Annotated in this window: 25 protein-coding genes and 1 pseudogene; 16 read left to right on the top strand and 10 right to left on the bottom strand. The window is 59.4% G+C overall.

Annotated elements, in window-relative coordinates:
* Positions 1-26: 26 nt before the first annotated feature.
* The 6 genes and pseudogenes from acpS to recO all read left to right on the top strand — a co-directional run bounded on the left by acpS (position 27) and on the right by recO (position 4,006).
* A complete protein-coding gene (gene acpS / locus D1820_RS10575; RefSeq protein ID WP_040176077.1) occupies positions 27-458 on the top strand; it encodes a holo-ACP synthase in 432 nt (143 codons plus the stop codon).
* A 63-nt stretch (positions 459-521) separates the two neighbouring features.
* Positions 522-1,358: a signal peptidase I gene (gene lepB, locus D1820_RS10570; RefSeq protein WP_096872718.1), complete on the top strand. Its 837-nt coding sequence runs from the start codon at positions 522-524 to the stop codon at positions 1,356-1,358.
* A pseudogene (rnc, locus tag D1820_RS10565) lies at positions 1,355-2,040 on the top strand (ribonuclease III). The gene lepB and the pseudogene rnc overlap by 4 nt, the downstream one beginning before the upstream one ends.
* The gene (era, locus tag D1820_RS10560) at positions 2,037-2,942 is read left to right on the top strand and encodes a GTPase Era (RefSeq protein ID WP_040176039.1); all 906 of its coding nucleotides are present in this window, start codon (positions 2,037-2,039) and stop codon (positions 2,940-2,942) included. Before rnc ends, era begins: the two are co-directional and overlap by 4 nt.
* Before the next feature lie 6 nt (positions 2,943-2,948).
* Positions 2,949-3,278: a DUF1491 family protein gene (locus tag D1820_RS10555; RefSeq protein WP_102896182.1), complete on the top strand. Its 330-nt coding sequence runs from the start codon at positions 2,949-2,951 to the stop codon at positions 3,276-3,278.
* A gap of 2 nt (positions 3,279-3,280) precedes the next feature.
* Complete coding sequence (recO, locus tag D1820_RS10550) at positions 3,281-4,006, top strand: DNA repair protein RecO (RefSeq protein WP_096789945.1); 726 nt, start codon at positions 3,281-3,283, stop codon at positions 4,004-4,006.
* Here recO and D1820_RS10545 read toward each other — a convergent pair.
* Together D1820_RS10545 and D1820_RS10540 are read right to left on the bottom strand one after the other, a co-directional pair.
* Positions 3,990-4,394, bottom strand: a complete 405-nt coding sequence (locus D1820_RS10545; RefSeq protein ID WP_118068944.1) for an META domain-containing protein — start codon at positions 4,392-4,394, stop codon at positions 3,990-3,992. The two genes, recO and D1820_RS10545, sit on opposite strands and share 17 nt — an antisense overlap.
* Before the next feature lie 112 nt (positions 4,395-4,506).
* Positions 4,507-6,192 carry an acyl-CoA dehydrogenase family protein gene (locus D1820_RS10540; RefSeq protein WP_118068942.1) on the bottom strand — a complete coding sequence of 562 codons (1,686 nt, stop codon included), beginning with the start codon at positions 6,190-6,192 and terminating at the stop codon, positions 4,507-4,509.
* Between the two features lie 146 nt (positions 6,193-6,338).
* Between D1820_RS10540 and D1820_RS10535 the strand changes: the two genes are divergently transcribed.
* A complete protein-coding gene (locus D1820_RS10535; protein WP_118068941.1) occupies positions 6,339-7,127 on the top strand; it encodes a sulfite exporter TauE/SafE family protein in 789 nt (262 codons plus the stop codon).
* 56 nt (positions 7,128-7,183) lie between these two features.
* Entirely contained in the window at positions 7,184-8,083 is a 900-nt protein-coding gene (locus D1820_RS10530; protein WP_118068939.1) for a cation diffusion facilitator family transporter, read from the top strand.
* 73 nt (positions 8,084-8,156) lie between these two features.
* On the opposite strand, the gene D1820_RS10525 is transcribed toward D1820_RS10530, so the two are convergent.
* Positions 8,157-9,755: a phosphoenolpyruvate carboxykinase gene (locus D1820_RS10525; protein WP_118068938.1), complete on the bottom strand. Its 1,599-nt coding sequence runs from the start codon at positions 9,753-9,755 to the stop codon at positions 8,157-8,159.
* Positions 9,756-10,102: 347 nt separating this feature from the next.
* Here D1820_RS10525 and D1820_RS10520 point away from each other — a divergent pair, with 347 nt between their 5' ends.
* From D1820_RS10520 to D1820_RS10490, 7 genes are all read left to right on the top strand, one after another.
* A complete protein-coding gene (locus D1820_RS10520) occupies positions 10,103-10,804 on the top strand; it encodes a response regulator transcription factor (RefSeq protein ID WP_014876049.1) in 702 nt (233 codons plus the stop codon).
* Between the two features lie 33 nt (positions 10,805-10,837).
* Positions 10,838-12,550, top strand: coding sequence for a sensor histidine kinase (locus D1820_RS10515; protein WP_118068936.1), 1,713 nt, complete (start codon positions 10,838-10,840; stop codon positions 12,548-12,550).
* Positions 12,551-12,616: 66 nt separating this feature from the next.
* Positions 12,617-12,991, top strand: coding sequence for an HPr kinase/phosphorylase (locus tag D1820_RS10510; RefSeq protein ID WP_254683396.1), 375 nt, complete (start codon positions 12,617-12,619; stop codon positions 12,989-12,991).
* Positions 12,984-13,874 (top strand): RNase adapter RapZ, encoded by an 891-nt coding sequence (rapZ, locus tag D1820_RS10505; protein WP_040181714.1) that lies wholly within the window; start codon positions 12,984-12,986, stop codon positions 13,872-13,874. The genes D1820_RS10510 and rapZ overlap by 8 nt, the downstream gene beginning before the upstream one ends.
* A 9-nt stretch (positions 13,875-13,883) precedes the next feature.
* Positions 13,884-14,291 (top strand): PTS sugar transporter subunit IIA, encoded by a 408-nt coding sequence (locus D1820_RS10500; RefSeq protein ID WP_024095793.1) that lies wholly within the window; start codon positions 13,884-13,886, stop codon positions 14,289-14,291.
* A complete protein-coding gene (locus tag D1820_RS10495) occupies positions 14,292-14,561 on the top strand; it encodes an HPr family phosphocarrier protein (protein WP_014876044.1) in 270 nt (89 codons plus the stop codon).
* A 34-nt stretch (positions 14,562-14,595) separates the two neighbouring features.
* Positions 14,596-15,486 (top strand): lysophospholipid acyltransferase family protein, encoded by an 891-nt coding sequence (locus D1820_RS10490; protein WP_096872709.1) that lies wholly within the window; start codon positions 14,596-14,598, stop codon positions 15,484-15,486.
* A 93-nt stretch (positions 15,487-15,579) separates the two neighbouring features.
* Here D1820_RS10490 and D1820_RS10485 read toward each other — a convergent pair whose 3' ends face one another.
* Positions 15,580-16,455: a 3-hydroxybutyryl-CoA dehydrogenase gene (locus tag D1820_RS10485; protein WP_024095795.1), complete on the bottom strand. Its 876-nt coding sequence runs from the start codon at positions 16,453-16,455 to the stop codon at positions 15,580-15,582.
* Between the two features lie 155 nt (positions 16,456-16,610).
* Here D1820_RS10485 and D1820_RS10480 point away from each other — a divergent pair, with 155 nt between their 5' ends.
* Entirely contained in the window at positions 16,611-17,432 is an 822-nt protein-coding gene (locus D1820_RS10480; RefSeq protein ID WP_118068935.1) for a DUF6473 family protein, read from the top strand.
* A 93-nt stretch (positions 17,433-17,525) separates the two neighbouring features.
* Here D1820_RS10480 and D1820_RS10475 read toward each other — a convergent pair whose 3' ends face one another.
* The 6 genes from D1820_RS10475 to D1820_RS10450 form a co-directional block, all read right to left on the bottom strand.
* Complete coding sequence (locus tag D1820_RS10475; RefSeq protein WP_014876040.1) at positions 17,526-18,452, bottom strand: electron transfer flavoprotein subunit alpha/FixB family protein; 927 nt, start codon at positions 18,450-18,452, stop codon at positions 17,526-17,528.
* On the bottom strand, positions 18,452-19,210 hold the full coding sequence (locus D1820_RS10470; protein ID WP_014876039.1) for an electron transfer flavoprotein subunit beta/FixA family protein: 759 nt from the start codon (positions 19,208-19,210) through the stop codon (positions 18,452-18,454). The genes D1820_RS10475 and D1820_RS10470 overlap by 1 nt, the downstream gene beginning before the upstream one ends.
* 334 nt (positions 19,211-19,544) lie before the next feature.
* Positions 19,545-20,117: a cob(I)yrinic acid a,c-diamide adenosyltransferase gene (locus D1820_RS10465; RefSeq protein ID WP_096872705.1), complete on the bottom strand. Its 573-nt coding sequence runs from the start codon at positions 20,115-20,117 to the stop codon at positions 19,545-19,547.
* Between the two features lie 3 nt (positions 20,118-20,120).
* Positions 20,121-20,327, bottom strand: a complete 207-nt coding sequence (locus D1820_RS10460; RefSeq protein ID WP_040176068.1) for a twin transmembrane helix small protein — start codon at positions 20,325-20,327, stop codon at positions 20,121-20,123.
* Between the two features lie 67 nt (positions 20,328-20,394).
* On the bottom strand, positions 20,395-21,225 hold the full coding sequence (locus tag D1820_RS10455; protein WP_118068933.1) for an SDR family NAD(P)-dependent oxidoreductase: 831 nt from the start codon (positions 21,223-21,225) through the stop codon (positions 20,395-20,397).
* Positions 21,226-21,258: 33 nt separating this feature from the next.
* The gene (locus D1820_RS10450; RefSeq protein WP_118068932.1) at positions 21,259-21,960 is read right to left on the bottom strand and encodes an SH3 domain-containing protein; all 702 of its coding nucleotides are present in this window, start codon (positions 21,958-21,960) and stop codon (positions 21,259-21,261) included.
* Positions 21,961-22,022: the final 62 nt, after the last annotated feature.

Genomic DNA, 22,022 nt, shown 5'->3' with positions numbered 1-22,022 from the left:
TCAGTCAGATCGCCTTTGATCGGGGGATGATCTTGGGTGTAGGCACTGACCTGGCAAATATTGAGCGTATTCAGCGCACTTTGGACCGGTTTGGCGACCGGTTCAAAAACCGTGTTTTCACAAATACCGAACAGCGCAAGGCCGAGCGGCGGATGGATGTCGCGGGCACCTATGCCAAACGCTGGGCTGCAAAGGAGGCCTGTTCCAAGGCGCTTGGTACTGGTCTGCGCATGGGGATCGCCTGGAAAGATATGGCGGTTTCCAACTTGCGCACAGGCCAGCCGGTTATGCATGTCACCGGCTGGGCCGCTGATCGGTTGGCCAGGATGACGCCGCCGGAGCACGAGGCCATCATTCATGTGACATTGACCGACGACCACCCCTGGGCGCAGGCCTTTGTGGTGATTGAGGCGCGTCCCATCGCTCGTGATCCGCTTGCGACGCCGGGCGATGCTTGACTTACCCGGAGCGGCCCCGCATGTAGCGCCGGACCCATGTTTACAGTTAGACCGGAGAGCCTGATGACGGCCAAAGCAACAGTCGGAAGTTCGATCCTTGAGACGGTCAAGACCATCGTCTACGCCCTGCTGATCGCAGGTGTGTTCCGCACGCTGTTCTTTCAGCCATTCTGGATTCCCTCCGGCTCAATGAAGGAAACGCTGCTGATCGGCGACTTTCTGTTTGTGAACAAGATGGCCTATGGCTATTCCTCCGCCTCCTGTCCAAGCCTGAAATTCCCCAGCGTCGGCATCGATATCGACAGCAGTGATATCTGTGGCTTCCTTGATGGGGATAACTCCCGGATTTGGGCCGGTGATCCCGAACGCGGTGATGTCGTAGTCTTCCGCCATCCGGTCAACCAGAACGACTTCATCAAGCGGCTGATCGGTCTGCCGGGCGATAAGGTACAGGTCAAAAATGGGGTGCTGCATATCAACGGCGCTGCGGTCGCGCTGCAGGACGCGGGCGAGTTCGAGGAACTGATGGCGCCACAGGGGCCCGCCGGGTCCTACCCGCTGTGCGAGAATGCACCGGTGGGCGAGGGCGCGATGTGTAAAAAATCCCGCCAGATCGAAACGTTGCCGGGCGGCAGCCAGCATGTTGTGCTCAATATTGGCAATCAGGGGATGGATCACACCGGGATCTATCAGGTCCCCGAAGGTCATTATTTCTTCATGGGGGACAACCGCGACAATTCCTCCGACAGCCGTTTGCCGCAGTCGGCGGGGGGCGTCGGCTATGTGCCTTATGAAAACCTCATTGGTCGCGCGGATCGTATCATGTTTTCCTCGGCTGGCCGGTCGATGCTGTTCTTCTGGACCTGGCGCGGGGATCGCTTCTTTAAGGGGATCGAGTGAAACTCTCCAAGGATATGCGCGCGTTTGAGACGCGGATCGGCTATAGTTTCTCCCAGCCGGCACTTTTGGTGCGGGCGCTGACGCACGCCTCGGTGTCGTCTCCCAACCGTCAGGACAATCAGCGGCTGGAGTTTCTGGGCGACCGGGTGCTGGGGTTGGTGATGGCGACGGCGCTTCTGGACACGGATAAGGCCGCGACAGAGGGGCAGCTTGCCCCGCGGTTCAATGCGCTGGTGCGCAAGGAAACCTGCGCGGATGTGGCCCGTGATATCGATCTGGGGGCGGTGCTGAAATTGGGCCGCTCCGAGACCATGTCCGGTGGTCGGCGCAAACTGGCGCTGCTGGGCGACGCGATGGAGGCGGTGATTGCCGCCGTCTATAAGGATGGCGGGTTTGAGGCGGCACAGGAGCTGATCCTGCGGCTCTGGGGCAATCGCATCGGTCGGGTTGAGGCGGATGCCCGCGACCCCAAGACCACCTTGCAGGAATTTGCTCAGGCGCGGGGGAACAGCCCCCGGCCTATGTGCTGGTGGAGCGAAAAGGCCCGGATCATCAGCCGGAATTTACAATTTCCGTGCAGTTGCAGGATGGCACCGAAGGCCGCGCAACCGCTGGATCGAAACGTCAGGCCGAACAGGCCGCTGCCAAATTGCTGTTGGCACGATTGGAGCAAGAGAAATGACCACACGCGCCGGCTTTGTTGCCCTGATTGGTGAACCCAACGCAGGCAAATCCACGCTTCTCAACCGCATGGTTGGGGCCAAGGTGTCGATCGTGACCCATAAGGTGCAGACCACCCGCGCCCGCATCCGCGGCGTCGCGATGGAGGGCGAGAGCCAGATCGTGTTTGTCGATACGCCTGGCCTGTTCCAGCCGCGTCGTCGGCTTGACCGTGCGATGGTCGCAGCCGCCTGGGGCGGTGCTGCAGATGCCGATGTGGTCGTGCTTATGGTCGAGGCGCACAGGGGGATCACCGAAGGTGTCGAGCGTATTCTTGAAGGTCTTGAGAATATCGGCGAAGGGCGCAAGATTGCTCTTGCGATCAACAAGATCGACCGCGTTCAATCCGAAGTCCTGCTGGGCCTGACCAAGGAACTGAATGAGCGCTATGCCTTTGCGGATACCTTTATGATTTCCGCGGAAAAGGGGCATGGGGTTGAGCACTTGCGCGGCTGGCTGGCAGAGCAGTTGCCGGAGGGGCCGTGGCTTTATCCTGAGGATCAGATTGCTGACCTGCCCATGCGCATGATCGCGGCTGAAATGACCCGTGAGAAACTGACCCTGCGGCTGCATCAGGAACTGCCCTACCAGCTGACCGTAGAAACCGAGAACTGGGAAGAGCGCAAGGATGGGTCTGCCAAGATCGATCAGCTGATTTATGTCATGCGTGACGGTCACAAGGGCATCGTGCTGGGCAAACGCGGTGAAACCATCAAGGCCGTGAGCCAGGCAGCCCGCGCTGAGCTGGAAGAGTTTCTCGACCGTAAGGTACATCTCTTCCTGCAGGTGAAGGTGCGCCCGAACTGGCTGGAAGAGTCCGAACGTTATTCCGAGATGGGTCTCGATTTCAAGGACGGGAACTGATCCCATATGGCACGGCTGACGGCCAGTTTCTGGGTGCAGGCTTATCTCACCCGTTTGCGGTTGGCCGATATCCCCGCCTTTGTCACCGCGCATGGGGATGACACGGCGGGCGCCGTCTTGATCAAGCTGAACACGCTGGACCGCCGCGCGCAGGCCCTGCATCGCTCTTACGATCTGATGAGCGGGGCGCGAAGCTGGGTCACGCTGGCCGAAGGTGACGAGGCTGAGGTTGACGCCGCCATCGCCAAACAGCGCAGTTTTGATCCTGATCTCTGGGTGATCGAGGTCGAAGATCGCCATGGCCGTCACCTGCTGGATGAACCGGGGCTGGACTGATCATGGAATGGCGCGACGAGGGCATATTGCTGACGATGCGCCGTCATGGAGAAAGCGCGGCCATTGTCGATGCATTCACTGCCGAACATGGACGTCATGCCGGGATCGTACGCGGCGGCGCAGGGCGCAGGATGGCCCCAGTGTTGCAGCCCGGTGCGCAGCTGGATCTGACCTGGCGTGCCCGGCTTGAAGACCACCTTGGCAGCTATCAGGCTGAATTGATCCGCAGCCGTGCCGCGACTGCCATGTCCAGCCGGTTGGCGCTTGCTGGATTGAACGCGGTGACTGCATTGCTCGCCTTCTGCCTGCCGGAACGTGAAGCCCATCCAGAACTCTACGCGCGCAGCACGCAGATCCTGGATCTGCTGGGCCGCGACGATATCTGGCCATTGGCCTATCTGCGTTGGGAGGTCGCCCTTCTGGAAGACATGGGGTTTGGCCTGGATTTCGAGCACTGCGCCGTCACCGGCAGCCGTCTCGATCTGGTCTATGTCTCCCCCAAAAGCGGGCGCGCTGTTTCACGCGCAGGGGCCGGCGAATGGGCTGATCGGATGTTGCCCTTACCGCCAGTGTTGATGGGGCGTGGTGGGGCGGAGAATAGTGAGATCGTGACCGCCCTCACGACGACCGGTTTCTTCCTGCAAAACCGACTGGCGCCATCGCTTGGCAACCATCCGCTGCCGGAGGCCCGCGGGCGGCTCATTGATGTACTCAGTCGGCAGCCGTGAAAATCATCTCGCGTCCAGCTGCGTTCGACAGGATCATCACCGCGCCTTTGATCTCTACGATCTCCATCGCCTGCAAGGCAGCGAGGACATCGGTTTCTTCCTGCAAGGCAGCGCACACCATCCGGGTCGTGGCGAGGTTTTCGACCTCAAACCAGGGATAGGGTGCGATGAGTTGTCCGGTCACCCGGTTGCAGGGCAACTCACCGGTCAGCGCGCCGGGACGGGGGAAGCTCAGCGTTGTGACTGCTGAGACCGCGTCGCCGTCAACCTCCCGTAGCTGCCATGTGGCACTTTTGCCGCCATATGCCCGCAGGGTTTCATCACCAAGGCAGGCGCTGAGGATGCCGACGCAAAGCATTGCAAGTGTCAGAAAATACGTCTGTTTCATGATGGCACGCTAACTTCTGACGGCGACACGTCAAGGTGAAGACAACGAAAAACCCGGCACAAGGGTGCCGGGTTGGTTGCAGATTGAAATCTGCCCGATGATCGGGCCGTGATCAGGCCAGCAGGCGGCGTGCGATCACCTGTGCCTGAATTTCTGCAGCACCCTCAAAGATATTGAGGATACGGGCATCACACAGAACCCGGCTGATTTTGTATTCCAGCGCAAACCCATTGCCACCATGGATTTGCAAACCGTTGTCAGCCGCCGCCCAGGCGACGCGCGCACCCAGCAGTTTGGCCATACCAGCTTCGAGGTCGCAGCGGTGCCCGTTGTCCTTTTCCCAAGCAGAGAAATAAGTCAGCTGGCGCGCGATCATGATCTCCACCGCCATCATCGCCAGCTTAGAGGCCACACGCGGGAAGGCGATCAGCGGTTTGCCGAACTGCTTGCGATCCTGCGCATATTGCATCGCAATATCGAGGGCGGATTGGGCAACACCGATGGCACGGGCGGCGGTCTGGATGCGCGCGGACTCGAAGGTCTCCATTAATTGCTTGAAGCCCTTGCCCTCATCTCCACCGAGGAGGTTTTCACGCTTCACGTGAAACCCGTCAAAGCCCAACTCGTATTCCTTCATGCCGCGATAGCCCAGAACCTCAATTTCGCCACCGGTCATACCTTCGGTCGGGAACGGGTTTTCATCCGTGCCCGGTGTTTTTTCGGCTAGGAACATCGACAGGCCACGGTGATCGGTCGTGTTGGGGTCCGTCCGCGCCAGAAGCGTCATAACATGGGTGCGGGCGGCATGGGTGATCCAGGTCTTGTTACCGGTGATCCTGTAGTCACCATTGTCGTCCTGTACGGCGCGGGTGCGCAGGGCGCCGAGATCGGAACCTGTGTTTGGTTCTGTGAACACAGCGGTTGGCAGGATTTCTGCGCTGGCAATCCTGGGCAGCCAACTGGCTTTCTGTTCCTCGGTGCCACCGGCTATGATCAGCTCAGCCGCGATTTCCGACCGGGTGCCAAGGCTGCCAACACCGATATAGCCGCGCGACAGCTCCTCGGAGACCACGCACATCGAGGCCTTGGAGAGGCCAAACCCGCCGTATTCTTCGGGAATGGTCAGGCCAAAAACACCCATTTCGGCCAGATCTTCGATGATCTCCATCGGGATCAACTCATCCTTCAGGTGCCAGTCGTGGGCGTTTGGCTCGACCTTTTCGAGCGCGTAGCGGCGGAACTGGTCCCGGATCATCTCCAGTTCTTCGTCAAGACCGGACGCGCCAAACATCACGGAACCGGCTTGTTCCTGCATCAGCTCGACGAGCCGCAGGCGTGCGGCCTGAGTATTTCCGCTATCGCAGAGCGTCATCACAGCAGGCGCCATCAGCATCCGCTGGCTGTCCTGCGACAGGCCAAGATCCTGCAGACGCAGGATTTCACCCTGATTCATCTGAATGCCGCCGTAGATCTGCCAGAGGTATTCGCCAAAACCGATCTGAAGCATCAACTGCTCCATCTCGCCAAACTTGCCATCTGCCTGTAGCTGCGCGGCCCAACGATGCATCTGACGCAGGCTGTAAGCGTAGGTCGCAAGCCAAGCGAGCCCATGGGCAGCTGTCTGATGCGCCTCAACCAACGCCCCGGAGACGCGCCCGTCCTCGCTGACCTGTTCGCGTACGGTCGCGCGCGCTGCCTCCAGCAGCTGGTCCACCGGCTCCAGCGCAGCAGCGGTCAGTGTCAGCACGTCAGAGATAAGCGTCGGTTGCATTTGCGGGTCCTGTCCATCGTGGGCCATGAATCACATCCTTTTCAGCTGCGTATGTGGTAAATCATTTTGCAGTTGCAGCGCAACAAAAATACCCTGTGACATTATGTTTAGATCAAAAATTACGTAACGATTTAGCGCACGCAGCGACGGAAACCTGTGCTAAGGGTCTGATCATGTCAGATAATTCATTTGTTATACTTTTCCTCCCGGCAGAGCTTGCCTCTTTAAACCTGCTAGCGGCCTTTGCGATTGCAGCGCTTGCCGGCGCCGTGAAGGGAATGGTCGGCTTCGCCATGCCGATGATCCTCGTGTCCGGCCTCAGCCTGTTCTTGCCGCCGGATATTGCCTTGGCCGGGCTGATCCTCCCCACTTTGGTGACCAATGGCATGCAGGCCCTGCGACAGGGCGCGCAGGCGGCCTGGCAGTCAATGAAGCGGTTCAGGATCTTTCTGCTGGTTGGTCTCGTTTTTCTCTTGGCAAGCGCGCAGCTTGTCCGGGTTTTGCCACAGGATGTTATGCTGATCCTGATTGGTGCCCCGATCACCCTATTTGCCCTGCTGCAACTGTTTGGGATCGCCATCCCGATCTCCCGCGCCACGCCGCGCGTTGAGGCGACAGTTGCGGCCTTCGCCGGGTTCATCGGTGGCTTCTCCGGGATTTGGGGGCCGCCGACAGTGGCCTATCTGACCGCCCTCGGCACTGAAAAACGTGAACAGATGCGGGTACAAGGCGTGATTTACGGGCTGGGCGCTGTGGCGCTGCTGATCGCGCATATCGGGTCAGGTGTGATGCGTGCAGATACAGCGCCGTTTTCGCTCCTGCTGATCCCGCCGGCTATTTTGGGCATGTGGATCGGTGGACGCTTGCAGGACCGGATCAATCAGGTCACCTTTCGACGTGCAACGCTGTTTGTACTGCTGGTCGCCGGGGCGAATTTGCTGCGGCGCGGACTGATGTATTAGGGTCTAACAAGCGTGTTAGGGTCGGTATAGGGCAAAACGCGCAGAAAGGGCCGCAGATGCCAAAGCGATTGACTGCGGAACAGCTGGCCACTGCATCCATTGCGGTTGCACTTCTGGTGCTCGCAGCAAAGGCGCTGGCCTGGTGGTTGACCGGCTCAATTGCGCTGTTTTCCGATGCGATGGAGTCTCTGGTCAATATTGGTGGTGCAATCATTGCCTGGTTTGCGGTCCGCTACGCCAATCGCCCGGCTGATGCAGGCCATCCCTTTGGGCACCACAAGGCGGAGTATTTCTCGGCTGTTGTGGAAGGGATCATGATCATCGTGGCGGCGCTGTTGATCCTTCAGGAGGCGGTCAGCGCCTTGGTCGCGCCGACGCCTTTGGTTTGGAATACCGCCGGATTGTGGGTGAATGCAGCCGCGATGGTGATCAATCTCCTTTGGGCGCGGGTGCTGATCGCGCGGGGGGCGGCCCTTAAATCTCCGGCATTGGCCGCGGGCGGCCGCCATCTAATGAGTGATGTCTGGACCTCCGCAGGAGTTCTGATCGGGTTGGTTCTTGCGATGGGGACGGGCTGGCCTTTGCTGGATCCAATCCTGGCCCTGTTGGTCGCGGTCAATATTCTGCGCGAGGGCTATCTGGTTGTGGCCTCATCAGTTGGGGGGTTGATGGATCAGGCCGCGCCCCAGAATGAACGGGACGAGATTGCCGCGATTATTCACAGAACCGCGCAAGGCGCGTTGCAGGTGCATGGGCTAAAAACCCGTAGAGCCGGGCAGGCGGTGTTCGTCGAATTTCACATGGTCGTCGCAGGGGACATGACCGTGCGGGCATCTCATGCGATCTGTGATCGGATCGAAGAAGCGATCCGTGCCTCGCTGTCAACGGCGCAGGTCACGATCCACGTGGAACCAGAGCACAAACTGGAAGACAGCGGGATTCAGCTGGGGCAGTGAGGTATGGCCTCTCCAGAGACAAAAAAGCCCCGATCCGAGGATCAGGGCTTTTTGTGTTTCGAATCTGTGCAGCTCAGCTGATCGCAGCGGCTTTCACGTCATCGTCGATGTAGGGCAGGTACTGTTCGAAATTGTTAGAGAACATCTGAACCAGCTTCGCAGCCTGCGTGTCATAGGCGGCCTGATCGTCCCAGGTGCGGCGCGGATCCAGCAGAACTTCGGCCACACCGGGCACTGTGACGGGCACATCAAAGCCAAAGTTGCCGTCCTTGCGGAACTCTGCCTCGGCGAGGGAGCCGTCCAGCGCGGCGGTCAGCAGGGCACGGGTGGCACGGATCGGCATGCGGGAGCCGATGCCATAGGCGCCGCCGGTCCAGCCGGTGTTGACCAGCCAGCAGGTCGCACCGTGCTCGGCAATCTTTTCACGCAGGAGGTTGCCGTACACTTCCGGGCGGCGCGGCATGAAGGGCGCACCAAAACAGGTGGAGAAGGTCGGTTCCGGCTCGGTCACGCCGCGCTCGGTGCCTGCCACCTTTGAGGTGAAGCCGGACAGGAAGTGGTACATTGCCTGCGCCGGGGTCAGCCGCGCGATGGGAGGCAGCACACCAAAGGCATCACATGTCAGCATGATGATGTTCTTGGGGTGGCCGCCGCGCGCGCTTTCCGAAGCATTGGAGATGTAATGCAGCGGGTAGGCGCAGCGCATGTTCGCAGTCAGGCTGTCGTCGTTGAAATCCAGCTCCTTGGTCTCTGGGTCGAACACCATGTTCTCAATCACGGTGCCGAACTTGGACGTCGTTGCGTAAATTTCCGGCTCTGCCTCGGCATTCAGGTTGATGGTCTTGGCATAGCAGCCACCTTCGAAGTTGAAGGTGCCGTTGTCAGCCCAGCCGTGTTCATCGTCACCGATCAGCACGCGGTCCGGGTCGGCAGACAGGGTGGTCTTACCAGTGCCCGACAGGCCGAAGAACACGGCGGTGTCGACCGGGTTGCCCTTGGCGTGGTTGGCGGAGCAGTGCATCGGCATGATGCCTTTCTCCGGCAGCAGATAGTTCAGCAGCGAGAAGACGGATTTCTTGTTTTCGCCCGCATATTCGGTACCACCGATCAGGATCATCTTGCGGTCAAAGTTCATCGCGATCACAGTCTCGCTGCGGCAGTTGTGGCGCTCCGGATTGGCCTGAAAGCTGGGGCAGTTGATGACCGTGAAATCCGCGATGAAGTCGTTCAGGTCTTCGCGGTCCGGGCGGCGCAGCATGGTTCGAATGAACAGGCCGTGCCAAGCCAGCTCTGTCACCATGCGGACATTGATCGCATGAGCGGGATCCGCACCACCGACGAGGTCCTGAACATAGTATTCCTTGCCCTGCATATGGGCGAGCATGTCTTCATAGAGCGCGTCAAAGCCCTCGGGGCTCATCTCGGCATTGTTTTCCCACCAAATGGTCTTGGCCACGCTGTCGGTTTTAACGACATGTTTGTCCTTGGGAGAGCGGCCGGTGAACTTGCCGGTGGTGACCAGAAAGGCACCGCCATTGCCAAGTGTACCCTCGTCGCGCTTCAGGGCCGCCTCAATCAGGGCTGGCTCCATGAGGTTATAATAGACGTTCCCCAGTCCTTCGATACCTTGATCTTCGAGGCGGAATTGCGGGTTAACCCGTCCAGATATCATGTGTTCTTTCTCCTGTGTCGACCATCAAAGGCCGCAAACATAAAAGCCGCGCCCTGGGGCAGAAATCGGCACAACCGGCCGATGTGGCTGGTCTTAACATGAGGGTTTGCACGCTGAACAGAACGGTTTGACGCAGTTAGCGCCATCAAGGCGATGTTTAGCGCAACCATTTTTTTTAAAGACAATTTGCAGGGGTGGCTGCCGGAATCTTCAGCGCCTGCTAAGGTATTTTTGTCTCAATTGAGGCGAAACTGTGTCCAGATTCTTCAATTGGCATTGATTCGCCGAGGCAGAACGGCGATGAACGTCTAAAAAACGCAAAAAAGAGCAGATTAGGGGCCAATCAGATGTCTAAGATTGCTTTAGTCGATGATGATCGGAATATCCTGACTTCGGTCTCGATGACCCTGGAGGCCGAAGGCTTCGAGGTGGAAACCTATAATGACGGGCAGGCTGCGTTGGATGCGTTCAACAAAAAACTGCCGGATATGGCCGTTCTCGATATAAAGATGCCACGCATGGACGGCATGGACCTGTTGCAGCGGCTGCGGCAGAAAACCCAGATGCCGGTGATCTTTCTCACCTCCAAGGATGATGAGATTGACGAGGTGCTGGGCCTGCGCATGGGCGCTGATGACTACGTCAAAAAACCGTTCTCGCAGCGTCTGTTGGTCGAGAGGATCCGTGCCCTGCTGCGCCGTCAGGAAGCAATCAGCGGTGATGCGGTCGCGACGACCACTGAAAACAAGGTGATGGAACGCGGCAACCTGCGGATGGATCCGCTGCGCCATTCGGTCAGCTGGAAGGGGCAGGATGTGTCACTGACCGTGACCGAATTCTTGCTGTTGCAAGCGCTGGCGCAACGCCCCGGATTTGTCAAAAGCCGCGATCAACTGATGGATGTCGCCTATGATGATCAGGTCTATGTCGACGACCGCACCATCGACAGCCACATCAAGCGTCTGCGCAAGAAGATGCGCAGCGCGGACTCTGAATTCTCGGCGATTGAGACGCTTTACGGTATCGGGTACCGTTATAATGAAGAGTAACCCCCGTCTGGGGGCAGGCGGAGTAAAACGCCGATGCGCGATTCCGGCATAAGCCGTTCACAGCGGGATAATGATGTTGTTCTGGGCGACGACTGGGTCGCACCGGACCAAAACGTCACGCGTGAACTGCAGGACAAGCGCGCGCGCCGTGGTGTGCTGTCGCTGCGGGGCTCTCCGCTGACGCGCAAGATCATCACGCTGAACCTCATCGCGCTGATCATTCTGGTCTCGGGTATTCTCTATCTCAATTCCTCACGCCAGAGCCTGGTGCTGCAGCGCGCCGGCGCCCTTGCGGCAGAGGCGATGCTGATCTCGGATGTATTTGAGGCGCAGCTGCCAGAGGTCGGGACGGTCAGCCTGGCTGTTGGTGATGGCATTGATCCGGTGACGACTTTGCAGAATATCAGCCTGCGCGCCGGGGCTGAGGTCTTTGTTTTTGATACCGCCGGCACGCTGATCGCGCAGACCAAAGGTGTCGAACAAGGCGGCGCACTGGATTTGCTGACGGATGACAACCCGTCAGCCACGCTGATCAGCGATGGTCTCGCGGCACTCTGGTCGGCGGCAGGCGGTTTGCTCAAATCGGATACGCTGGAGCCTGCAGCTCAGCCGCTGGAAGACCAGCTGCGCGGGATGGTGCAGCAGGCTCTGGCTGGCGGAACCGAAGTGAAGGCCGTTGTCGACACCAGCGGCGGGACGGTATTCTCCGCAGCCACGCCGATCCTCTTTCAGGGCCAGGCCATCGGTGTTGTGACACTGGCGTCGCCGACCGGAGAGATCGACGCTCTGGTGCGTGGTGAACAAGAACGCGTCTTGCAGATGTTTGTTGTGGCCCTGGTAGTCTCTATCGGTTTGAGCTTGGTCCTCGCCTCCACCATCGCGAACCCGCTCGCGGATCTGGCCGAAGCGGCTGAGCTGGGTCGAGATGGGGATTCCCGAAAATCGAAACCGGGGCGTATCCGCATCCCCGATTTGAGTGCGCGTCCCGATGAAATCGGCCGTCTCAGTCGAGCGCTGCGCGGCATGGTGAAGGCCCTCTATAACCGCATTGACAGCAATGAGCAGTTTGCGGCGGACGTCGCGCATGAGATCAAGAACCCGCTGGCGAGCCTGCAATCCGCCGTGGGAACGCTGCGGATGATCAAACGCGAAGACCAGCGTGAGAAGCTGTTGGACGTCATCGAACATGATGTGCGGCGTCTGGACAGGCTGGTCAGCGATATTTCCAATGCCTCACGGCTGGATGCGGAATTGGTCAAAGAAGATGAAGAGAGTTTTGACCTGCTGCATATGCTGGGCAACCTGAACCAATTTCTTGGCGAGGACGCCCGCGGGAAGGGCATTGATTACATCACCGATTTGCCGAAAACCCCGATCACAATCCAGGGGCTGGAGGCGCGACTGGCCCAGGTTTTTGTCAACCTGATTACAAATGCGATTTCGTTTTGCGAGGATGGCGATGCGATCCGGGTCTGGGCGCGCCGCCGCGACAATCGCGTTTTGGTCGTGGTGGAGGACACCGGTCCCGGCATCCCCGATCAGGCCCTGAGCAAAGTCTTCAAGCGTTTCTATTCGCAGCGCCCTGTTGAGCATTTCGGCAATAACTCCGGCCTCGGCCTGGCGATTTCCAAACAGATTGTCGAAGCACACGGTGGTGTGATCTGGGCCGAAAACATTCGCCCAACCGAAGCCGACATCACCTCGGAGCCTTTGGGGGCGCGGTTCGTCGTCGGCCTGCCGGTCTGAGTGATGATCGCAGCCCCAACCTGCCGACTGCACGCCAGCTGCGTCGACGTCGCAGGGCATGGGGTGCTGATAACCGGCCGATCCGGCAGTGGAAAATCGACACTGGCCTTGCAGTTGATGGCCCTTGGTGCAGCGCTTGTGTCCGATGATCAGGTGATCGTGACTGCACATGATCAGGGGTTGGAAGCCACAGCCCCTGATGCCTTGCATGGCATGATCGAGGCACGCGGCATGGGCCTGCTGCGGGCCAGCGCCTGTTCGCGATCCCGACTGACAGCGGTGGTCGATTTGGAGCAGCTTGAAACAGATCGCCTGCCACCCCAGCTGGAAACCATGATCCTGAACCAACCAATCCGCCTGCTGCGCCGCGTCGATAGTCCGCAGTTCGCGCCTGCCCTGATACAGTTGCTCAAATACGGAAGCGTTAATCCTGATGCGTGACCCGGATATTGCCTGCGACCCGACGGCGGTGCCGATCGTCCTGGTGACAGGCCCGTCTGGTGCGGGGCGCACCACGGCGATCAATGTGTTGGAGGACCTTGGGTTTGAGGCGATTGACAACCTGCCGCTTCGGCTGCTGCCTGGACTGGTTGAGGCCAACAGCCTGACCCGCCCGATGGCGCTTGGACTCGACAGTCGCAACCGGGACTTCTCCCCGGCGGCGCTGCTTGATGTCATTGATATGCTGTCCGCGCGCCAGGATCTTGATCTGACCGTGCTCTATCTTGATGCGGACCGTGATGTTCTGCTGCGGCGCTATTCGGAAACCCGCAGACGGCACCCGCTTGCTCCGGCAGAAGATCCTGAGGTGGGTGTCTTGCGCGAGATCGATCTGATGCTGCCGATCCGCGACCGCGCTGACCTGTTGCTGGATACTTCTGAAATGAACATCCATCAACTCAAGGCGGATATCGAACGGCGCTTCGCCCCCGGCGGGCGCTCTCTGGCGGTGTCCTTGCAGAGCTTTTCCTACAAACGCGGCGTGCCGCGCAGCATCGATATGGTGTTCGACTGTCGATTTTTGCGCAACCCTTATTGGGAGCAGAGCCTGCGCACCCTGGATGGGCGCGATGCGGCGGTACAGTCCTACGTGCGTGAGGACAGCCGCTATCAGCCGTTTTTTGACCGGGTGCTGGATCTGATCCGCTTGCTGTTGCCTGCTTACCGAGAAGAAGGTAAGTCGCATCTCTCTATAGCATTTGGATGCACCGGAGGGCAGCACCGCTCGGTTACATTGGCAGAAACCCTGGCCAAGGATCTTGCGGAAGACGGGCAGCAGGTGTCAATTAGACACCGCGAGCTGCATGGCCAGCGACAGAAGTGAGGGACCGGCTTGATCGGAATCGTGATCGTTGCACATGGGGGGTTGGCCAGAGAGTATCTGGCCGCCGTGGAGCATGTCGTGGGTCCTCAGGTCTGCCTTGAGGCCATCAGTATCGGTCCGGAAGATAACCGGGACGAGAAACAGCGCGAGATCTGCGGGGCCGCTGATGCGGTCGACAGTGGCGGTGGCGTGGTGGTGGTCACGGATCTGTTTGGCGGATCTCCGTCCAATCTTAGCCTGTTGGCCTGTACCCCGGCAAACCGACGCATTCTCTACGGGGCCAATCTCCCGATGCTGATCAAACTGGCAAAATCCCGCCATTTGCCGGTGGCCGATGCGGTCCGGCATGCCATGGAGGCGGGACGCAAGTACATTAACGCCCAAAACATCAACCCCGAAGGGGAGCAAGCGCATTAAATGGTTCAGAAAACGCTGAAAATCGTCAACGAAAAAGGACTGCACGCGCGCGCATCGGCCAAGCTGGTTGAAGTGGTCGAGGGCTTTGATGCTACGGCCGAGGTGTCGCGGGATGGGCTGTCAGCCTCGGGAGACAGCATCATGGGGCTTTTGATGTTGGCAGCCTCAAAAGGAACGACTATTGACATCGAGACTTCGGGCCCGGATGCAGAGGCGCTGGCCTCCGCGCTGGATACGCTTGTCGCCGACAAGTTCGGCGAAGGCTACTGAGGCTCATTCACGACTACGGAACAGGACAAGGCACTTGGCGGATACAGCGCATGATCGGGACACTGGCGTGACGCCAGGGACCGAAGAGACCGGCGAGATCTATGACCGCCGGACGCTCACCTACGCCAATTCCTTTGACGATCGCTGGACGTCGCTTGCGATCCGGGCCATCGAGTGGTGCACGGGGAAGCTGACCATCCTGCGTATGGTGCGCCGTTTTGAACGCAGCAATGCTGAATACCGTGGCCAGAAATTCTGGCGCGGCGCCCTGAATGTGATGGGCATTGATCTCGAAACACCATTGGAGCAGATCCAGCGTATCCCCGGTGAGGGACCGGTGGTTGTGGTTGCGAACCACCCCCATGGGATGGTTGATGGCATGATCTTCGCAGACCTCATTGGCCGGGTGAGGCAGGACTACCGTATTCTGACCCGTTCGGTGCTGACCGGGCTGGATGAGGCGGCGACCTCTTTCATGATCCCGGTGCCATTCCCCCATGACCCCGAAGCGCAAAGCAAGATGGTCGAGATGCGGGCCAAGACCATGGCTCATCTGAAGGAGGGTGGGGTGGTCGCGCTGTTTCCCTCTGGCGTGGTGATGTCCTCTGAGACATGGTTCGGCCCCGCGATTGAGCAGGAGTGGAACGTCTTCACAGCGCAGCTCATCCGTCGGTCTGGCGCGCGTGTGGTGCCAATTTTCTTCCCGGGCAGCAATTCCCGCTGGTACCAGATTGCCAACCGGGTTTCGCCGATCCTGCGACAGGGGTTGCTGCTGCATGAAATCGTGCGGTCCTGCAACAAACCGCAAAGCCCGGTGGTCGGCGAACCGCTGACCGAGGCACAGATGGAAAAACTGCAGAGCGATCCGCGCGGCTTTATGGCCTGGCTGCGGGAGCATACGCTCAGCCTCGGCAAAGACAGTTGATCAAACTCTCATTTTTCTTCTGGCTAAAAATATCCCAGGGGTGAATTGGCCATCAGGCCAAGAGGGGGCAGCGCCCCCTCTGCTCTTTCAGGATCAGCGCGTCGGCACCGGGGTTTCGCCGCGATAGTCATAGAAGCCGCGCTGTGTCTTGCGGCCAAGCCAGCCAGCTTCCACATATTTTGTCAGCAGCGGGCAGGGGCGATATTTGGTATCCGCCAGACCGTCATGCAACACGTTCATGATCGCCAGACAGGTGTCCAGGCCGATAAAATCAGCCAGCTCCAACGGGCCCATCGGGTGGTTGGCACCCAGTTTCATGGATTCGTCGATGGATTTCACCGATCCCACGCCCTCATAGAGGGTATAAACCGCTTCGTTGATCATCGGCATCAGAATGCGGTTCACGATGAAGGCCGGGAAGTCTTCGGCGCTGGCAGCGGTCTTGCCCAGCTTTTCCACCACGGCATGACAGGCTGAGAAGGTGGCCTCATCAGTGGCGATGCCACGGATCAGCTCGACCAGCTGCATCACCGGCACCGGGTTCATGAAATGGAACCCCATGAACCGCTCTGGGCGGTCGGTGCGGCTGGCCAGTCGGGTGATGGAAATTGAAGAGGTGTTGGAGGTGAGAATCGTATGGGGCAGCAGATGCGGCAGCAGATCCTCGAAAATGGCCTGCTTAACGGTCTCCCGCTCTGTCGCCGCCTCAATCACCAGATCGGTCTTGCCAATGTCGGCCAGTGTCAGCGTTGTCGAAATACGCCCCAGCGCCGCCTCAACTTCGGTCTGATCGATCTTGCCTTTGCTGGCTTGACGGGCCAGGTTTTTCTGGATCGCGCTTACGGCCGCGTCCAGTGCCTGCTGGCTTATGTCATTAAGAACAACGTCATAGCCCGCCAAGGCCATCACGTGAGCGATGCCGTTGCCCATCTGGCCTGCACCAATCACGCCTATTTTCTGGATGTCCATCGCTCATGCCTCTTGAGAGTTTTCCGGCGGATCATACTGGCGGGTCTGTGGACGGCACAAGGCCGATTGGGCGGCTTTTTAGGCAAAGTTGAGCATTAGCATTTCATCAACGGATCTCGGGTTAGGTGAGTCTCGGGTGAAATTTGGTGGGTATTATGAGCTATGAACTCAAGAGCGCGACAGCGCTTGCGGGCGAGCCTTGCAGCTATGCGGGTTCGAAATTATTGGTCCGCGGGCCGGCGCGTAATCTGACTGAACCATATTTGGCATTTATTGGCGGGACAGAGGTCTTCGGACGCTTTGTCGAACGACCGTTTGTGTCTGAAACTGAGGCGTTGCTTGATCGTGTTTGCGTAAATCTGGGCAGTGTGAACGCCGGGGTCGACAGCTTCCTGAGCGACCCGGATATTCTGGAAATCGCGGGCCAGGCCGAAACAACGCTGCTGCAGGTGCTTGGGGCACAGAATATCTCCAATGGGTATTATAAGGTACATCCACGGCGCAATGACAGGTTCCTTTGTGCACATGAGCCGTTGCTGGAGCTCTACCCGGAAGTGGATTTTACCGAATATCACTTCAACAAGCACCTGCTGAGCGCGCTCAGATCTTGCTGCACAACCCGTTACGAAACGGTTCGCGATCATCTGCAGGATACATGGGTTGAACGTATGGGGGAGTTGATCTCTGCCCTGAATGGTGCGGTGACGCTGCTTTGGGTGCACTACGACGTCGACCAGCAGGCTTTGTTCGGTCACGAACCTGCCCTCGTGGACCGGCCCATGGTGGATGCGCTGCGCGCCCGCGTCCTCGGGGTGTTGGAAATCCCCGTGCATACCGCGCGGGATGCGGCTGATATTGACGGCATGTTTTACGGCCAGCTTGATCTGCCTTCGGCGCAGCGCATGCTGGGACCAAAGGAGCATCTGCGGATAGCGCAACAGGTGGCGCAGTATCTGCGACCCCGTTTGAACACCTAAGGCCTACACAACTGGACTATCGAGGCCCTAAGGGGGCCACGAAAAAAGCCCGCAACACCGGTTGCGGGCTTCTTCATGCGATAACTGCGAATCTTACAGCTTTTCGATCAGCTCGGGCACAGCCTGGAACAGGTCCGCGACCAGACCATAGTCGGCCACCTGAAAGATCGGAGCCTCTTCGTCTTTGTTGATCGCGACGATGATCTTGGAGTCTTTCATGCCTGCCAGGTGCTGGATTGCACCGGAGATGCCAACCGCAACATACAGCTCAGGTGCGACGACCTTACCGGTCTGACCCACCTGCCAGTCGTTCGGTGCATAGCCCGAGTCGACTGCAGCACGGGACGCGCCAACTGCGGCCCCCAGCTTGTCTGCGAGGCTTTCGATCAGTTTGAAGTCTTCCTCGGAGCCAACACCGCGACCACCGGACACAACCACACCGGCCGAGGTCAGCTCGGGGCGATCGCTGGCGGCGACTTTGTCCTCAACCCATTCGGACAGGCCGGGGTTTTCAGCTGCGGAGATGGTGTCAACAGAGGCAGAGCCGCCGTCGCCAGCCGCGTCAAAGGTGGAGGTCCGGAAGGAAATCACCTTTTTCGCATCGCGCGACTTCACGGTCTGTACCGCGTTGCCTGCGTAGATCGGGCGCTCAAACGTGTCGCCGTCGACAACGCCGGACACATCCGAAATCACCATCACATCCAAGAGCGCCGCCACGCGAGGCAGGACGTTCTTGGCGTCTGTGGTTGCGGGCGCAACGATGTGCTCGTAGTCGGATGCCAGCGACGCGATCAGCGCTGCAGTCGGCTCCGCCAGGCGGTGGCCCAGCGACGCATCTTCGGCGACCAGAACCTTGGCGACGCCTGCGATCTTCGCGGCTTCTTCGCCAGCGGCTGCTGCGGATGCACCAGCGGCCAGCACCGTCACATCGCCCAGTTTGCCCGCAGCGGTAACCGCTTTTGCAGTTGCATCCAGCGCCAGGGCACCATCGGTCACTTCGGCAAGGAGAAGAACAGCCATTACACAGCCCCCGCTTCTTTGAGTTTCCCAACCAGCTCATCGACCGAGCCCACAATGATGCCAGCGGCACGAGCTGCGGGTTCGGTGGTCGAAATGATTTCCAGACGCGGCGAGACGTCGACGCCGTAGTCGGCGGCGGTTTTCTCGTCGAGCGGCTTTTTCTTCGCTTTCATGATGTTCGGAAGCGAGGCGTAGCGCGGCTCGTTCAGGCGCAGGTCCACGGTGACGATGGCGGGCATCTTCACTTTGATGGTCTGCAGGCCGCCGTCCACTTCGCGGGTCACAACAGCGTTATCGCCGTCGACATCCAGCTCAGAGGCAAAGGTGCCTTGCGACCAACCCAAGAGCGCAGACAGCATCTGACCGGTTGCGTTCATGTCGTTGTCGATCGCTTGCTTGCCGGCCAGAACCAGACCGGGCTGCTCTTCCTCGACCACTTTGGCGAGGATCTTGGCAACGGCCAGCGGCTCGATGTCGGTGTGGACATCATCAGCGGCGTTGACCAGGATCGCGCGGTCGGCGCCCATGGCCAATGCGGTCCGCAGGGTTTCCTGCGCCTGCTTCACACCGATGGAGACAACGACGATCTCATCAGCTTTGCCGGCTTCCTTGAGGCGGATGGCCTCTTCGACGGCGATTTCGTCGAACGGGTTCATCGACATTTTGACGTTGGCGAGATCGACACCGCTGCCGTCCGCTTTGACGCGGACCTTCACGTTGTAGTCAATCACGCGCTTGACAGGCACGAGTACCTTCATTTTGCGTTCTCTCCTTAACAAACGGCAAGCCGCCGAGGCGACTCTCCTCCATGCTCTCGCGATGTTGATAGCGGCTTAGATTGCGCCGCAACAGGGCAAAATCGTCACGTTACCGCCCTCCGACGTCGCGTCTGACGGTTTGCATCAGCAGTTTTGCAGGAATGTTGCGACGCAAGATGCTGCACTGCCGCAAGGGAAGCAGATCACACCGTAGAATCATGGCGCGGCGGCAGAGCGATCCGGGCGCGGGTGTGTCTATCAGTCAACGTCGGGCAGATGATGCGCCGTACGGGCCGATCAGACCTGCACGGCGCGATTGACGCGCCCCGGGGGGCTAGCGATTGGCGCCTGGCACCCACAGAACATCGCGGGCCCCATTGTCGTTGGCCGCGCGCGATGCGACGAAGAACCAGTCCGAGAGCCGGTTGAGATACTTCACCGCCGCTGGATTGATGTCCTCCTGCGTCGCCAGGTCGGTCGCTAAACGTTCGGCACGCCGCGCCACAGTGCGGCAGACGTGCAAATGCGCGGAGAGTGCAGCCCCGCCCGGCAGCACGAAGCTGCGCAGCGGCGAGAGTTCCGCGTTCATCGCATCGATTTCCGCTTCCAACCGCGCGACCTGCGCATCGGCAACCCGCAAGGGCGGGTAGTCAGCATCTGCATCCTTGTCCATTTCCGGCCGACACAGATCTGCGCCAAGATCAAAAAGGTCATTCTGAATGCGGGCCAGCGCGGCATCCATCTCATCCTTGGCCTCAAGCCGGGCCACCCCGACAAAGGCGTTCAGCTCATCCGAGGTGCCATAGGCGTTCACCCGCGCGGAATGTTTGGCAACACGGTCGCCATTGCCAAGTGCAGTGTCCCCTTTGTCGCCGGTGCGGGTGTAGATTTTGTTCAATACGACCATGGCTTACTGACCTCCCTGAGCGCGAAGATAGACGTAGCCAAGGATGAACACCACGGCGAGAAACTGAAACAGGATGCGCAGACGCATCATCTTATTGGCGTTTCTGGCATTGAAGGCACCACCGGCGCCGAACCCACCAATGCCGATCACCAGCACGATAACAGTTGCTGCGATGGCAGCAATTGCCAGGATGTAGAGCGGATCGCCCATCTTCTCATATTCCTTGTTTCTTGTCGCGCCAGCCGCTGCCCCCATGGCAGGTCTGGCCGCGCATCAGCTATCTAAGCCGCGCGAGGATGCGGTCAATCGCGCGTGTTGTCAGGATGCGTTTTAGCACACCGCCAATATGGGTCGGTACGGTGACATAGTAACGCGGATGCGGGCGTCTGCTCTCGCAGGCATGGACCAGTTTGGCTGTAACAGCGGAGGCGGGGAGCTCAAACCTGTCTGGCCCGGTGCTTTCATAGAGACGTTTCAGCAGACTCGCCTCATAGCGGTCACGCAGGGCGGAGTTTTCCCAGTCGACGTATTTCTCGAAATGCGGAATGGCTTTTTCGCGGATCTTCGATGTAACGGGGCCGGGTTCGATCAGGATGACATCGATTCCGCTGTCCCGCAGTTCCACCCGCATGGTGTCGGTCAGCCCCTCAATTGCGTGTTTGGTGGCGACATAGGCCCCGCGCCAAGGGAAGCTCACAAATCCGAGGATCGAGGAATTCTGCACGATGCGCCCATGCCCCTGTGCGCGCATCACCGGGATGACGTTGCGGGTCAGTTCGTGCCAGCCGAAGACATTGCTTTCGAAGATGCTGCGCAGCCCGTCGGTGGAGACATCCTCGACGGCACCGGGCAGACCATGGGCGCCGTTGTTGAACAGAACATCCAATTTGCCGCCGGTGTGCTCCAGCACCTCGCCCAGGCCACTGCGGAGGGTATCTGCATCTGTGTAGTCCATCAGTGGGCTGATGAACCCTTGGGCACGCAACCTGTCGCAATCGACGCGCTGACGGCAGGAAGCAAAAACAGTCCAGCCCCGTTCGCGCATCCCATGCGCTGCATCCAGGCCGATCCCGGAGGAGCAGCCTGTCATCAGGATCGTTTTTTGCATAAAGCCCCTCGCGCGGTCACCTGTACCGACGCTTTATGGGCGTTTCTGGCTCACCAGGGAAGCGGCAATCCAGCCAACTTTGCCGTCTTTTACGGTGCGCAGGTGCAACCAGCCGGTGCCGATATCTTCAAATACCGCAACTTCTTCACCGTTGCTCAGCCGGTCAACGATTGGATAGACCGTGCCCGGACCGGAGCGCATATTGACGCGCGTCGCCGTGATGGAGCGAATGTCAGCCTTCGGCTCCACGATGTCCTGCGGGTCGGTCTCAAGCGCGGCCTGGACCAGTGGTTGTGCCGATAGCCCGTCTGTGAGCGAGGCCAGCTGCACCGCACCAGATGTTGCAGGGGACGTTTGGAAGCTCGCCTGAGACGCCGAGGTGGCCGAAAATGCTGTATCACTGTTGCTAAGGCCTGCGCCGACAGCGGCGATCTGCTCCATCGCGACCCGAGAGCGCAGCGCAGGGTCGGCGGCTGGTCGGGCCGGTTTGGTGTTTGCGGCTTGTGTCGTATCATTTTGCGGGACGCGCAGGGCCACCTTGCTGACCAGCGACTCAGCGGTCACCTGAGTGCTGCGCACGGATGTAGTCGATGGGCTGCTGTCGCCGCCAAAGGCTGCTTTGGCGATATCAATTGCGGCCGACGGACCCTTCGGTGGTTCAAAATCGGCGCCGCCACTGGCCTCGTAGAAGCCCCAGCCCAAGAATAGAAACGATGCGATAACAAAGCGTGACATATACAAATCCCCCCCAGGATCAGCCTGAAAATCTGTGCAAATTCACGAGTGACGAGCGTCCG

Source organism: Phaeobacter sp. LSS9 (assembly GCF_003443595.1).
Classification (GTDB): Bacteria; Pseudomonadota; Alphaproteobacteria; order Rhodobacterales; family Rhodobacteraceae; genus Phaeobacter; species Phaeobacter piscinae.
This window is presented reverse-complemented; position numbering and strand designations above follow the sequence as displayed.